A 14,511-nucleotide genomic window follows, 5' to 3' on the forward strand; every position below is an offset into this window, starting at 1 on the left:
GTGAGCGGACGATTGACTCCGGCGGAATTCGTGCCGCAAAGTAGCACCGCCGTGCCGCAATGATGAACACAACGGAGGCGAGACGCGATGCCATCCACCCGCTACAGCGGATACCAGTCCTTCTCCTACCTACAGGCCGGGACGGACTACGAGGAGTTCGAGCTCGCCCCGGACGTCGACCGGCTCCCGCCCCACGACCTCGGGCTGACCGAGGACGAGGCGGCGCGAACCGAACGGCTCCTGGCCGAGAACGTCGTCGTCTCGCTGCACGACCACCCGGTGCGGCTGCCGCGGCACGCCCGCACCGAGCTGCTGGAGTGGAACCGCGGAGCGCGGCTGGCCTACGGCTACGAGGGGCTGAGCCGGTCCGGGCTCGATGCGGTGTTCGACAACCTCGGCTGGGGGGCGTGCGAGTCCCGCAACGGCTGGAAGTGGGACGACGTCATCACCGACCTGGGGATGCGGTTCTGCGACTTCGCCCACCAGGACTACGTGATCCGGGCCGAGTCCGTCGCGGACATCCGGCGGGCACATGCCGAGGGGCGCCTCGCCGTCGTCGCGGGCCTCGAGGGTGCGGCGCTGATCGAGAACGAGATCGACCGGCTCGACGTGTTGTACGGGCTCGGGGTGCGGCAGATCGGCGTCGCCTACAGCGATGCCAATGCCCTGGGGAGCGGTCTGCGGGAGAAGGGTGACGGCGGTCTGACCGGGCTCGGCCGGCGCGCGGTCCGGCGGATGAACCAGCTCGGGATGGCCATCGACGTGTCCCACTCGGGGGACCGGACCGCGCTCGAGGTGATCGAGGTCAGTGAGCGACCGGTCCTGATCACCCACGCCGGGGCCCGGGCCGTCTGGGACACCCCTCGGATGAAACCGGACGAGGTGATCCGGGCCTGCGCCGAGTCCGGCGGCGTGATCGGGATCGAGGCCGCTCCGTACACCACGGTCAGCACGGCTCACCGCGCACACAGCGTCGAATCGGTGATGGACCACTTCCGGTACTGCGTGGACCTGGTCGGGATCGAGCACGTCGCCTTCGGGCCGGACACCTTCTTCGGGGACCACCTCGACATGCACCACGTCATGAGCAAGAAGTGGGGTGTCGAGGACACCATCCGGTCCGGACCCGCGTTCGACCCCGTCGAGGCCGTCGGCGGTCTGGAGAACCCGGGGGAGTGCTTCCGCACGATCACCGGCTGGCTGGTCCGGCACGGGTACACCGACGAGGAGATCGCCGCCGTGATCGGCGGGAACGTGTTGCGAGTGCTGGAGAAGATCTGGTGAGCGGGCCCGTGAAGCGCAGCCGCGTCCTCCCCGCCGCGATGGTCGGCCACGGGGTCGAGTCGTACGACTTCGTGATCTACGGGGCCTCCGCGACGATCATCGCGACACACTTCTTCCCCGCGGGCGACCCGACCCTCGCAATCCTCTCGGCGCTCGCCGTGTACGGCCTCGCCTTCGTGGTGCGGCCCCTCGGGGCGGCGATCTTCGGCAGCATCGGGGACCGGCTCGGCCGCCGCACCGCGCTCTCGACCGTGGTGCTGATCATGGCTGTGTCGACCGCCGCGATCGCAGTGCTGCCCACCTACGACTCGGCGGGGATCCTCGCCCCGATTCTGCTCCTGGTCTGTCGGTTGGGCCAGGGGATCTCGATGGGGGCCGAGTACACGAGCGCCGCCTCCTACGTCATGGAGCAGGCGCCGCCGGGGCGGCGCGGGCTCTGGCTCAGCGCCGTCGGCAGCGCGACCTACGTCGGCTCGGCGCTGGCCTCGTTCGCGCTGCTGGCGCTGCGGCTGATCTCCGAGTCGGCGTACGAGGACTGGAGCTGGCGGCTCGCGTTCCTCGCCGGCGGGCTGATGGCGCTCGTCGGGCTCTACATGCGGCTCAAGCTCGACGAGACCCAGACCTTCCAGGAGCTGGAGTCCGCGGGGGACACGGCGTCGCGCCCGATCCGCGACACCTTCCGCAACTGGCGGGTTTTCCTGCTGCTGTTCACGCTGTTCGCCCTGCTCGCCGTGGTCGTGCACAACCTGCTCGGCTACCTCCCCACCTACCTGACGACGACCGGTGGGGTGCCCCCGGGCACAGTGCTCGTCTCCGGCGGGGTCGCGCTGCTGGTGTGCGCGGTGCTCTGCATCCCGGCCGGGATCGTGGCCGACCGGGTCGGACGCAAGCCCCTCCTGGTCGCCGGTGTCGCGGTCGCCGTCGTCGGGTCGTTGCCGGCCTACCTGCTGGCGAGCGGCGGGACCCTGGCGACCACGCTCGCGACCCAGATCATCCTCGTGGTCCCGGCGGCGCTCGTCACGGTGGGCTCTACCGTGGTCGCCGTCGAGATCGTCTCCGCCAGGATCCGGGCGACCAGTACCGCGCTGGCCTACAACGTGGCCTACGCGATCTTCGGCGGCACCGCGCCGATCCTGGGCGCGCTCCTCACCGGCTGGTTCGGCCGGCTCGCACCGGGCGGCTACATCACGCTGCTCGCGCTCGTCGCGCTGATCGTCGTCGTCGTCGCGCTCCCGGAGACCCGCGCCCGCGACCGGGCCCCGGAGCAGGTGCTGCGATGACGACGACCAAGGAGCGGGTTGCCGCCGAGTTCGCCCGACACGAACCCGCGGTCGTGGCGCTGTCGCAGCAGATGGCCGCGGACCCGGAGGTGGCCTTCGAGGAACACCGGACGGCCGCCGCCGTCGTCGGGCTGCTGCGCGAGCACAGCGGGTTCACTGTCGAGGAGAAGGTCGCCGGGCTCGACACGGCGTTCAGCGCCACGATCGGCACCGGTTCGCTCGCGATCGGGCTCTGCGCCGAGCTCGACGCACTGCCGGGCATCGGACACGGGTGCGCGCACAACGTCATCACCGCGAGCTCGCTCGGGGCGGCGCTCGCGCTGGCCCCGTTCGCGGACGAGCTCGACCTCACGATCCGGCTGCTCGGCACGCCCGCGGAGGAGGTCCTGGCAGGCAAGGCGATCATGCTGCGGGAGGGCGCCTTCGACGGCCTGCACGCCGCCCTGATGACCCACCCGACGCTCAAGGACATGGCCACCCCGACCATCCGCGCGGTGCGCCACTGGTCGATCTCCTACCAGGGTCGCACCGCACACGCGTCACGCCCGTTCGAGGCGCTCAACGCAGCCGACGCCGTGACCGTCGCGCAGGTCGGGATCGGACTGCTGCGGCAGCAGAAGCGCGACGGCGACCGCGTCCACACCTGGGTCAAGGAGGCGGGCACGGCAGTGAACGTCATCGCCGGCGCCGCCGTGGTGGAGTGCATGGTCCGCGCGGACACCCTGGACGAGGTCGACCTCCTCTGGCCGCGCGTGCGCGCCTGCTTCGAGGCGGGTGCGCTCGCCGCCGGGGTCGAGATGGAGATCACCGAGCTGGCGTCCGCGCACGGCTTCCGGCACGACCAGGCCCTCGCCGGCCTCTTCCAGGCCAACGCCGAGGCCCTCGGCCGGACCTTCCCGGACTACCCCGACAAGGCCATCGGCTCCACGGACATGGCCGAGGTCTCGGTCCGCATGCCCGCCATCCACCCGGTGCTGTCCTTCGACTCGCCGGCCCAGGACGGCAACCACACCGCGGCGTTCGCCCGCACCGCCTCCGGGCCCGAGGGCACGCGGGCGATCCACGACGGCGGGCTCGCGCTCGCCTGGACCGTCGCCGACGCCGCGCAGGACGCCGCGCTCCGGCGCCGGCTCACCGAGCCCGGCCCGTTCGCGTGGGCAGAGCGAGGAGAGGACACGTGACCTACGACCCGAGGACGTTCGAGCCCCTGCGTTTCCACACCGCGACCGCGGCCTTCCTCGACGGTTCCGACTCCCCGCGCGACTACCTCGAGCGGTGCCTGGCGACGATCGCGGAACGCGAGCCGGTCGTCCAGGCCTGGGTGGTGCTCAACGAGGAGGGGGCCCGGACGCAGGCCGACGCCAGCACCGCACGCTGGCGCCGCGGCGAGCCGCTCTCGCCGATCGACGGGATACCGATCGGCATCAAGGACCTGCTCGAGACCCGGGACATGCCCACGCAGATGGGCTGTGCCGCGTTCGCGGGGAACTTCCCGAAGCGGGACAACGCCGCCGTGTGGGCGCTGCGCGAGGCCGGGGCCGTTATCCTGGGCAAGACCGTCACCACCGAGCTGGGTGGGCCGGAGCCGAGCCACACAACCAACCCCTTCGACCCCCGTCGAACGCCGGGGGGATCCTCGTCGGGGTCCGGCGCGGCGGTGGGCGCGCGGATGGTCCCGGCGACCATCGCGACCCAGACCGGCGGTTCCCTGATGCGGCCGGCGAGCTACAGCGGCGTCTGGGGGTTCAAGCCGTCGCAGGGCGCGATCAACCGCGGTGAGCGTCAGACCGCGAGCACGACGACGCACGGCGTCCACGCGGGCTCGTCGGAGGACATGTGGCTGGTCGCCATCGCGATCGCCTCACGCGCAGGCGGCGACCCGGGCAGACCCGCCCTGCACGGCCCCGCCATCCCGCCGCCCGCCCGGGTGCCGAGCACGGTCGCGGTGGTCGAGACCGAGGCGTGGGAACGGCTGGACCCGACGAGCCGGAGGGCGTTCGAACAGGTTCTCGCCCAGGTCGAGGCAGCCGGCGTGCGGATCCTGCGCCGCGGTGACGACGCCGTCGTCGAAGGCTTCGAACAGGCCCTTGTCGGCGCGACCGAGGTCGGCAGCGGGATCCTCGCCTGGGAGCACTCGTGGGCGTTCCGCGACCTCGCGCTCGCCCGCCCCGCGGACTTCAGCGACCGGGTCAAGCGATTCTTCTTCGACACCGCCGCCCGGCTCGGTCCCGAGGGCTACGAGGCCGCCCTCCGCCGTCGCGCCGCGCTGACGGCCGCCTACGCGCTCCTGGCGACCCGAACCGACGCCGTCCTGCTCCCGACGTCGAGCGGGCCGGCCCCGATCTGGTCCGGAGACGTGCCCGGCGAACCGCCGGTCCGCTGGCCCACCGGGGACCCGGGGTTCAACTTCCCGAGCTCGTTGCTGGGCGCGCCCGCGGTGAACGTCCCGCTGATGGGCGTCGGCGGTCTCCCGTTCGGACTGCAGGTCATGGGACAGCCCGGGACGGACGCCCGCACCGTCGCGATCGCGCGCTGGATGGGGACGGACCTCGAACCGGTCCGCGTCTGACAGACGAGATCCTGCCGGTCCTGGCGCCGACGCGAGCGGGAAGTCCACAGCGTGTCGCCGGTCTGGGCGGTCGGACTGACACGACGAAGTGGGTGGTCGCGGGGCCTCCTCCGTCCTGGGCTCCCGACGGTCCTCGTACCGGCCTCCGGGTCTCGAATCGAGCGATGCCCTTGAGCAAGACACGACGTCGTGTATTGTTTCGTGCATGCCGCTCGATCAAGCCGCAGCAGCCTTCATCGAGAACGCCACGAGCAAGCCCACCAAGCCCCTGTCTGAGACGTCGGTCGCCGAGATGCGCGAGGGCGTTGAGGCCTTGATCCCGCTCGGGTTCGAGCGGGAGGAGGTGCATTCCGTCGAGGACGGGATCGTCGCCGGCGTCCCGGTGCGGACGTACGCGCCGTTCGTCGAACCCCTGGCCACCGTGGTCTACGTGCACGGCGGCTCGTTCACCCGGTGCGGGCTGCACACCCACGACACCCTGTGCCGGCGCTTCGCCAACCGGTCCGGCTGCACGGTCGTGGCCGTCGACTTCACCCTCGCCCCCGAGGCGACCTACCCGCGCCAGCTCGACGAGATCGCCGCCGTGCTCGACGCACTGTCCGGCTCCGGGAAGGTGGTCCTCGCGGGAGAGTCCAGCGGGGGGTGCCTCGTGGCCGCGACGGCACTGCGTGATCGCAGCCTGAGCGCCGTCGTCCTGATGCTCCCCGTCCTGGATCGGGACTCGGGTACCGAGTCGCGGCACCTTCTGGACAAGGACTACATGCTCACAGGCGAACAGATGGACTGGATGTTCGCCCAGTACGCCCCCGACGCGAAGGAGGACGACCCGCTCGTCTTCCCCTTCCGCGCCAACGACCTGAGCGGGTTCCCGCCCACGGTCGTCGTCACCGCCGAGTTCGACCCGCTGCGCGACGAGGGGCACGCCTTCGCCGAGCGGATCCGCACCGCCGGCGGCACGGCCGAGGACGTGTGCATTCCCGGGATCATCCACCACGCACCCCTGGTGCCCAAGAAGATCCCGGCGGGATCCCGCGTGATCGACGACGCCTGCGACCTGCTTCGCAGCCTCGTCTCCTGACCCCTGCGCGCCACCCCACCACGATGACACCGAGGTCGTCCCATGCTGCTCGTCGACTACATCGACCGCGGCGCCCGCGCGGCGCCCACCGATCCGTGCCTCGTCGATCCTGACGGCACCACGGTCCTCACCCACAAGGAGTTCCGCGATCTGACCCACCGGATCGCGGGCGCACTGCGCCGGGACGGCGTCCGGCCGGGGGACCGGATCGGTGTCCTCAGCCGGAACCACCCGCTCGCGCTCGCGTGCATCGTGGGGATCCTCCGTGCGGGGGCGATCTGGACCGCCATCAACGTCGTCTCCGGTTCGGCGGACCAGGCCGACTTCCTGACGACGGTCGGGTGCCGGCGGATCCTCCATCACCCCGATCTGGCCGACCGGGCCGCCGAGCTGGAGAAACTGGTCGACGGCCTCGAACCCTCCCAGCCTTTCGACGCCGACGACTGGCTGGTGCCGACGGGTCCCCGTGTACCGGACCGGCCGTTCGAGCCCGGTGGCGTCGCGATGCTCCTCCCGACCGGTGGGACCACGGGGCGGTCGAAGGCGGTCCCGATCACCCACCGCCAGATCCACCTGATGTGCCTGGGGTTCCAGATCCACCTGCGTGAGCCGGAGCCGCCCCGCTACCTGTGCGCGACCCCGATGACGCACGCTGCCGGCCTGGTCTGCTTCCCGACCCTCGCGCAGGGCGGACGGGTGGTCGTGCACGACGGGGTGGTTCCCGAGCAGGTGCTCGGGTCGATCGAGCGCAACCGGATCTCCGCGATCTTCCTCCCGCCGACCGCCCTCTACAAGCTACTGGCCGACCCGAAGGTTCGCCGGTACGACTACTCCTCGCTCCGCCAGTTCCTCATCGCCGGCGCCCCGCTGGCCCCGGACCGGCTCGCCGAGGCGGTCGAGGTGTTCGGCCCGGTGATGACACAGACCTTCGGCCAGGCCGAAGCACCGCTGATCTGCACCGTCCACGAGACCACGGAGATCGCGCAGGCGGCAGCGGACCCGGTCCTCGGTCGTCGGCTGGCGTCCTGCGGCCGACCCTCGGCGCTCGCCCGGATCGAGATCATGGACGACGACGGGAACCTGCTCGGGCCCGGCGAGAGCGGCGAGATCGTCGTGCGGTCCGACCTGGTCTTCGACGGCTACTGGCAGGACCCCGACGCGACCGCCCAGACCCGCAGACCCGGCGGTTGGTACGGGACGGGCGACGTCGGCCTGCGCGACGAGGACGGCTTCGTCTACATCGTCGACCGCAAGAAGGACATGATCATCACGGGTGGCTTCAACGTCTTCCCGTCCGAGGTCGAGTCCTTCCTGCACACCTTCCCGGGCATCGACGACTGCGCGGTCATCGGGCTCCCCGACCCGAAGTGGGGTGAGGCCGTGACCGCGGTGATCGAGACCCGGCCTGGGCACACGATCGACCCGGACGAGCTGATCGCAGCCTGCAAGGCCCACCTCGGCTCGGTCAAGGCACCCAAGCGCGTCATCACCCGCGCACTCCCGCGTTCGGGGATCGGCAAGGTCCTCAAACGGGCCTTGCGCGACGAGTACTGGACCACCGCCGACCGACGGATCTGACCCGCACCATCCACCACAGGAGTCAACGATGATCGACGACTACTTCGTGATCAACGCCGTGTCCCACGCCTACAACCTCGAACCGGCGAACATCCGCAACAAACCCGGTCAGCTGTTGTGCGACATGCTCTGGGGGCTCCACAACACCTGGTCCCCGCCCCACGCCCGGATGACGCTCGAGGAGTTCACCTCGGACTGGACCGTCGACGCCCTCGCCCAGGCGCTGTTCGTGGAGGCGGACGTCGACGTCGCCGCCACGCACACCCTCCGCCTCGACTCCTACTTCGGCGACGGCCTGGCGGCGCGGGAGAAGACCGTCGAGGCGGCCACCAAGTACGGGTTCCGCTTCCTCGCCTACGTCGGTGTGGACCCGACCGCCGGGCTCGAGACCTGCCTGCGCGAACTCGACGAGCAGATGGCCGAGCTGCCACAGGCGGTCGGGCTGAAGATGTACCCGGCCCAGGTCGAGCCGGACCGATCCTGGCGGCTCGACGACCCGGACCTCGCGTTCCCGATCATCGAGCGAGCGATCGAGCACGGCCTGAAGACCGTCGCGATCCACAAGGCCGCCCCGCTCGGGCCGGTGCCGATGAACCCTTACAAGATCGACGACGTCGACGGGGCCGCCGGCCGCTTCCCGGAGGTGAGCTTCGAGATCATCCACGCCGGGCTGGCCTTCACCCGCGAGACCTCCCTGGCCCTGGGACGTTACCCCAACGTCTACGCCAACCTCGAGGTCACCAGCCTGCTGCTGCTCAAGGCGCCGAAGATGTTCGAGGAGATCATGGCCGACTTCCTCCTCTGGGGCGGACCAGACAAGATCATTTTCTCGGACGGGGCGATGTTCGCGCACACCCAGCCCTTCCTGGAGGCCTTCACCGAGTTCCAGTTCTCGGAGCAGACACTGAACGGCGTGGGGATCGAGCCGTTGACCCGCGAGGACAAGGCCAAGATCCTCGGCCTGAACTACGCCCGCGTCCTCGACCTGGACGTCGAGGCGATGAAGGCGAAGATCGCCGACGACCAGTTCTCCCTGGCCCGTCGCACCGATCCGCGCCCGGAGCCCTACGCCGCCTGGAAGGCGGAGTTCGCGTCGGACCCGGCGGGGTACCGGCGATGAGCGCGACGCCGGCGGCGATCGAGGCCGCTCTCGGGAAGGTCGACGATCCCTGCAGCATCGCGGCGCGGGCGCCGATGAGCGTGCGGGACATGGGACTGGTCCGGGACTGGCATGTCGAGGGCGACGGAACGGTCGTCGTCACGGTCAGCCCCACGGCACCGTCGTGCATCCTCATGAGCTCCATCGCGGACGGGATCGAGGCGCGCGTGGCCGAGGTCGACGGCGTCGAGAACGTCCGGGTGGAGATCGACACTGTCACGATGTGGACGCCGGAACTAATGACCGACGCCGGCAGGCGCACGTTGGACGACCGGCGCGCGGCCTCCCTGCTCGAGGTGCCGGTGCGCCCGCGGGAGTGGGAACGCCGGTGATCCGCAACGTGGTCCTCGGCCGGATCCGCGAGGGAGTGGGTGCAGCCGAGCTCGAGGCGGGCCTGCAGGAGCTGCGTGACCTGCGGGTGCAGGGCGTCGAGTTCGAGCTCCGGGCCGGCCGCGATCTCGGGCTGCGCGAGGGCAACGCGGACTTCGTGATCACCGTCGATCTCGCCGACGAGGAGGCCTACCGGCAGTACGACGAGGACGCCGAGCACAACCGGATTCGGCAGGATGTCTTCGGTCGGCTCTGCGCCTCACTGGAGCGGGTCCAGTTCGTGCTGCCGGACGGAGCCACCACCCTGTGACCTGTGCCGGACCCGCGCGCACCGCGGGTCCGGCACAGCTGGCGGCGGTAGAGTCCACCGCGATGACAGGTCCGAAGGCCGCGCCGAGGAGCAATGGGCAGCGCGAGCGGAAGCCCACGACCCGCGCCACTCGGCGTCGGGACGCCCTGATCCTGGACGCGCTCGAGCGGCTGCTGGTCGAGACGCCGCTGCGGGACCTCGGTGTGGAGCAGATCGCCGAGGAAGCCGGGATCACCCGCACGCGCTTCTACTTCTACTTCAAGTCCAAGCACGAGGCCTACGCCGCGCTGCTCGCGCGGGTGCGGGACCGGCTCCTGGTCTTCTACGACACCGAGGACTCCTGGTTCCAGCGGCCGGAGTCCGCCCGCCCGCGCGAGTCGATGACGGCCACCATCCGGGCTGTCGTCGACTTCTGGCTCGAGCACGGCGCCGTCATGCGCGAGGGCGCGGACCTCTGGAACTCCGTCGACGAGGCCCGCAGCCTGTGGCACGACCTCATCCACCAGCCCGTCGAACGGATGACCCGAGCGATCGAGCGCGAGCGGCGACGCGGTATCGCCCCCGACGGGCCCGCCGCCGACCAGCTCGCCCGCAACCTGATCTGGCACGGCGAGCGCATGCTCTTCCTCACCCTGATCGACGCGCCGGACGCACTGGCCGTCGACGACCTCGTCGAGTCGGCGACGACGGTGTGGATGCGCGCCATCTACCTGGCGGACGACCCCCCACCGAGCTGACCCGTCGTGGCCTCCCTCATGGCCTCCAACTGGCTCCGACGATGCCTGTCGTGCCCTACAGCGAGCTTCTGAGCTGCACTCCGTGCGGGTCGGCTGGACGAGTGCGCCTGTTCCAGCGCAGACGCGGGCCTGACCCACGGCCGCGACTCGCTGCGAATGCCGAGCAGGCGATGATTTTCGGGCCCCGTCGACGTCTTCCCCTCGACGAGTCGACGAAAGGGGCACCGGTGAGCGGTATCAGGGTGTTGGTGGCGGGGGCGAGCATCGCGGGGCCCGCGCTCGCCCACTGGTTGAGCCGGCGGGGTGTCGAGGTGACCGTGGTGGAGCGGGCCCCTGGGCTGCGGCCCGGTGGGCAGGCGGTGGACGCGCGGGGGGTGGCCAAGGAGGTCATCCGGCGGATGGGGCTGGACGCGGCGGTGCGCGCGGCCTGCACCGACACCGCCGGCGCGTACACGGTGGACGTGGACGGGAACGTGCTGGAGACCTACCGCGCGGACGACGACGGCGGCGACGGGTACATCTCGGAGATCGAGATCCTGCGCGGGGACCTGTCCCAGGTGCTCCACGACGACACCCGCGACAGCGTCGAATACGTCTTCGGTGACCGGATCGCCGAGCTCACCCAGGACGCGGACGGCGTCGACGTGGTCTTCGCGGGCGGCGACCGGCGGCGCTTCGACCTGGTGATCGGGGCGGACGGGTTGCACTCGGCGTTGCGCGGAATGGTGTTCGGACCCCGCGAGCAGTTCGTCCGCCACCTCGGGCTGGTGCTGGCCTTCTACAGCGTGCCCAACGAGTTCGGGCTGGACCGCTGGCTGATCGACTACCAGGAGGCCGGGCGGTCCGCCGGGCTGCGGCCCGTCCAGGACGCCACCCGGGCGATCGCCATGCTCTCCTTCCCCTCTCCCGACTTCGACGTGGACTACCGGGACGTCGCGGCCCAGAAGCGGCTGTTGCGCGACCGGATGGCCGACTTCGGGTGGGAGACCCCGCGCATCCTGGCGCACCTGGACGACACCCCGGACTTCTACCTCGACCAGGTCGCGCAGGTGGTGATGGACCGCTGGTCGAGCGGACGGGTGGGGTTGCTCGGGGACGCGGCGTTCTGCTCGTCGCCGATGTCCGGGCAAGGCACCGGGCTGGCCCTGGTCGGCGCGTACGTGCTGGCCGGGGAGCTGGCCGCCGCCGGCTGGGACCCGGTGGCCGGGTTCGCCGGCTACGAGGAGCGGATGCGCCCGTTCGTCGAGGCGAACCAGGAGATCGGCCGGATGCACGTGCAGAGCCTCGAGGCCCCCGCACCGGATGTGGAGCCGGCCCCGGAGCCCGACATGGAGGCGCTCATGGCGCTCGTCGAGCGCGCGATCGACGGGATCGAGCTGCCCGACTACGCAGGGGTGCCGGACTCCGGGGCGCCGACCGGACCGCCGACCACCTCGTCGGCTCGGCCATGAGCGGGTCCCCGCTACGGCATGTCGACCTCCGGCCAAGCGCTCTTCAGGCGAGGTCGTCGGGCATCTGATCCGCACTTGCTCGAGCACAGGCCTCGTGACGGCGGTCCGCCAGGATCGGGGTCCAGCGGGCAGCGGTGCGGTGGCCGCGGGGGCCCCGGGCGGCTGCGCCGGACGCCGGAGGTGTCGAGCTTCCCGCATGGACCAAAGTCTTGGGCCGGTGCGGTACAGCTGGGCTGATCTACCTGCTGATCTGCGCAGTGAGCATCATCGGCCGCGGCTCTGCCGGGCTGGCAGGCGAGCGGTGATGAAGGAATTGCCTCGTGAGCCGGACGGGTCTTCGGCCCGGGCCGCGAGCCAGAGCGGTTGCAGATGCAAATGCCGGGTACACAGCTTTCGACGAACCGCCGTGTTCGCGCGTCGCCGTCGGAAGGGCAGTATGAACGCGCACGGAAGCCCCCGCGACAAGCTCGACGACCAGTCTGCACTGGCCGCTCCACGCGACGCCGTGCTCGCGTTCCTCTCCGACGACCACAACGCGGACCAGGGCCTCGCAGCCGCAAGGGCGGTCTTCGAGGCGGTCGTCGCCGAGTCCGGAGCCGATGGGGTGACGGATGCCGCCGTCGAGCTGGCATCGCGGCTCGCCTCCGCGCTGGAGCGGATCGCCACCGAACAAGGACTTCTGGCGAGCGAGCTGGCAGAGGTCTGGTTCCTCGACTGAGGCGGAGGGCGCCGGCGCTCCGGCCCGATCCGGGAAGGGGAGCGCCGCGGCAGCGTGTCAGGGAACGCGGTACTGGCGGCGTGCACAGCCTCCGAAGAACTCGTCCTTCTCGTGGTCGGCCAGGTCGGCCAGGATCCCGGAGAGGGCGTCGAGCAGGGCCTCGACGCTCCACAGCAGACCGTCCACGGGCAGGTGGGTGGCGAACATGCAGCGCTCGGGGCCGAAGGTGTCGACCGCGCGGCGTACCCAGGGCTCGATCTCCTGCCGGGAGGGGCCGAAGATCAGCGCGAGGCCCTGGAGCTTGAGCGCCACGTTGGGGTGTGCGGCGGCGAACTCGAGCCGCTCGGTCCAGCGGGCGAACCCGTCCGGGGAGCGGTCGAGCGGCCAGCCCGCGGCTTCCAGCACGATCGGCGTGTCCGGGAAGGACCGGAGGAGCACGGCGGTGTCGGGGATCTGTGCGTCGTAGACGAGCAGGTCCCAGGTGAGGCCGTCGGCGGCGACCTGTTCGAACCCTGCGAGCCATCGCGGATCGGTGAGGTAGTCGGGGCGCGCGCCGAGCCGGCGCAACGGGTCCTCGGCCCAGTAGAGCGGCTGGCGGACGGCGTGCACCCTCGGCAGGTCGCGGTAGCGCCGCAGCGTCTCGGTCAGCGTCGGGCTCGCGAGGTCGACGCCGGCGATGAAGGCGCTCGGTCCACTGCCGGCGTCGGCGAGCTGCTGGATCCAGGTGGCCTCGGCCACCGGGTCGACCGCGCCGAACTCACAGGCGACCGAGCCGGCCAGTGGCACCGTGGACATGTCGTCGGCGTAGTCGTCGCCGCCGTAGTCACGGGCGCAGTCGTAGTAGTTGGACAGCAACGCCTCCAGCACCCGACTCCGGTCGCGGATCCACGAGTAGCCGATCCCGGCGACGTCGAGGAGGTGGTGGTGGGCGTCGACGACCTCGCGTCGCCCGTCACCGTGCCCGGCCACGTCGTTCACCGTCGTCCCCGGGCGGCGCGTCCCATGCGGATCACGGTCGACACCTCCGGTCGGTGGTGAGAGGCTCAACGCACCGAACTCGCGCACTCGGCACGGACCGTTACGCACGTCCGTCGTCGAGTCCGGAGTACGCCTCCTCCAGGTGCGCCAGCAGTGCCCGTACCCGACTGTGCGGCCTCGGCGAGCGCCACACCACCCGCTCGGTGAACGCGATGCCCGGGGTCAGCGGCACGCGCACCACGTCCTCGGCGTGCACGCCGTCGACATCGGCGGGCAGCAGCGCCCATCCGAGTCCCGCGGCGACGTACCCGGCCTGGTCCGCGTAGCCGCCGCTGGTGGTGACAACCCGGGGCGAGAAGCCCTCGGCCATGCACGCCGACAGCACCGTGTCGACGTTCTCGGGGGCTGACTGCCGGGGGAAGAGCACGAGGGGCTCGGCCCGCAGGTCGGCGAGCCGCAGCTCGGTGGCGGAGGCGAGCGGATGGTCGGCGGGCAGGGCGACGGCGAGCGGACTGCGTGCGAGCGCGCTGAACCGCAGCACCGGCGGCTCTGGTCTGGCGTGCACAAACCCGACGTCGAGGCGGCCCGCCTCCAGCATGTCCAGCAACGGGGCCGTGTCCGTGCGGTGGAGCGAGACGTGCACGTCCGGGTAGCGACGCCGGAACGCCCGGAGTCGGGCGGGGAGCCCGCCGAAGAGCATGGCCGGGATCACGCCGATCCGTAACGTCCCTGTTTCGCCACGCCCGGCCGCCGTGCGCAGCCGCTCGATGGAACGGACGTGGTCGAGCAGCTCCGCGGAGTGGACCAGCAGCCGTTCTCCGACGTCCGTGAGCACCACCGGTCGTGAGGTCCGGTCGAACAGGTCGGCACCGATCTCCTGCTCCAGGCGCTGGATCTGCTGGGAGAGCGCCGGCTGCGTCATGTTCAGCCGCGCCGCGGCGCGGCTGAAGTTGCCGTCCTCCGCGACGGCCCGGAAGTACTCGAGCCGCCGTGTTTCCATCTGTGAACTATAAGCAGTTCATGTGATCATGCACAGCAT

The 14,511-nt window shown here is 71.1% G+C and carries 14 protein-coding genes; 12 read left to right on the forward strand and 2 right to left on the reverse strand.

Annotation, left to right across the window (positions count from 1 at the left end):
• Positions 1-87 precede the first annotated feature (87 nt).
• The 12 genes from PKE99_RS23705 to PKE99_RS23760 all read left to right on the forward strand — a co-directional run bounded on the left by PKE99_RS23705 (position 88) and on the right by PKE99_RS23760 (position 12,494).
• Positions 88-1,284 carry a dipeptidase gene (locus PKE99_RS23705; RefSeq protein ID WP_037049730.1) on the forward strand — a complete coding sequence of 399 codons (1,197 nt, stop codon included), beginning with the start codon at positions 88-90 and terminating at the stop codon, positions 1,282-1,284.
• The gene (locus PKE99_RS23710) at positions 1,281-2,564 is read left to right on the forward strand and encodes an MFS transporter (protein WP_051737888.1); all 1,284 of its coding nucleotides are present in this window, start codon (positions 1,281-1,283) and stop codon (positions 2,562-2,564) included. Before PKE99_RS23705 ends, PKE99_RS23710 begins: the two co-directional genes overlap by 4 nt.
• Positions 2,561-3,745: an amidohydrolase gene (locus tag PKE99_RS23715; RefSeq protein WP_051737887.1), complete on the forward strand. Its 1,185-nt coding sequence runs from the start codon at positions 2,561-2,563 to the stop codon at positions 3,743-3,745. The genes PKE99_RS23710 and PKE99_RS23715 overlap by 4 nt, the downstream gene beginning before the upstream one ends.
• Entirely contained in the window at positions 3,742-5,133 is a 1,392-nt protein-coding gene (locus PKE99_RS23720; RefSeq protein ID WP_037049727.1) for an amidase, read from the forward strand. Before PKE99_RS23715 ends, PKE99_RS23720 begins: the two co-directional genes overlap by 4 nt.
• Before the next feature lie 205 nt (positions 5,134-5,338).
• On the forward strand, positions 5,339-6,211 hold the full coding sequence (locus PKE99_RS23725) for an alpha/beta hydrolase (protein ID WP_051737886.1): 873 nt from the start codon (positions 5,339-5,341) through the stop codon (positions 6,209-6,211).
• 42 nt (positions 6,212-6,253) lie between these two features.
• Complete coding sequence (locus PKE99_RS23730) at positions 6,254-7,789, forward strand: class I adenylate-forming enzyme family protein (protein WP_037049724.1); 1,536 nt, start codon at positions 6,254-6,256, stop codon at positions 7,787-7,789.
• A 28-nt stretch (positions 7,790-7,817) separates the two neighbouring features.
• Positions 7,818-8,909, forward strand: coding sequence for an amidohydrolase family protein (locus PKE99_RS23735; RefSeq protein WP_037049721.1), 1,092 nt, complete (start codon positions 7,818-7,820; stop codon positions 8,907-8,909).
• Positions 8,906-9,280, forward strand: coding sequence for a metal-sulfur cluster assembly factor (locus PKE99_RS23740; protein ID WP_051737885.1), 375 nt, complete (start codon positions 8,906-8,908; stop codon positions 9,278-9,280). Before PKE99_RS23735 ends, PKE99_RS23740 begins: the two co-directional genes overlap by 4 nt.
• The gene (locus tag PKE99_RS23745) at positions 9,277-9,588 is read left to right on the forward strand and encodes a Dabb family protein (RefSeq protein WP_037049719.1); all 312 of its coding nucleotides are present in this window, start codon (positions 9,277-9,279) and stop codon (positions 9,586-9,588) included. The genes PKE99_RS23740 and PKE99_RS23745 overlap by 4 nt, the downstream gene beginning before the upstream one ends.
• A gap of 62 nt (positions 9,589-9,650) precedes the next feature.
• Positions 9,651-10,325 carry a TetR/AcrR family transcriptional regulator gene (locus tag PKE99_RS23750; protein ID WP_156067827.1) on the forward strand — a complete coding sequence of 225 codons (675 nt, stop codon included), beginning with the start codon at positions 9,651-9,653 and terminating at the stop codon, positions 10,323-10,325.
• A gap of 227 nt (positions 10,326-10,552) precedes the next feature.
• Positions 10,553-11,776, forward strand: coding sequence for an FAD-dependent monooxygenase (locus PKE99_RS23755; protein WP_037049715.1), 1,224 nt, complete (start codon positions 10,553-10,555; stop codon positions 11,774-11,776).
• Between the two features lie 406 nt (positions 11,777-12,182).
• Positions 12,183-12,494, forward strand: coding sequence for a hypothetical protein (locus PKE99_RS23760; RefSeq protein ID WP_271214915.1), 312 nt, complete (start codon positions 12,183-12,185; stop codon positions 12,492-12,494).
• 57 nt (positions 12,495-12,551) lie between these two features.
• Here PKE99_RS23760 and PKE99_RS23765 read toward each other — a convergent pair whose 3' ends face one another.
• A complete protein-coding gene (locus PKE99_RS23765; protein ID WP_037049788.1) occupies positions 12,552-13,463 on the reverse strand; it encodes an amidohydrolase family protein in 912 nt (303 codons plus the stop codon).
• 109 nt (positions 13,464-13,572) lie between these two features.
• Positions 13,573-14,472, reverse strand: a complete 900-nt coding sequence (locus PKE99_RS23770; RefSeq protein ID WP_051737884.1) for a LysR family transcriptional regulator — start codon at positions 14,470-14,472, stop codon at positions 13,573-13,575.
• Positions 14,473-14,511: the final 39 nt, after the last annotated feature.

It is taken from the genome of Pseudonocardia halophobica, from assembly GCF_027922425.1.
GTDB classification, from domain to species: Bacteria; Actinomycetota; Actinomycetes; order Mycobacteriales; family Pseudonocardiaceae; genus Pseudonocardia; species Pseudonocardia halophobica.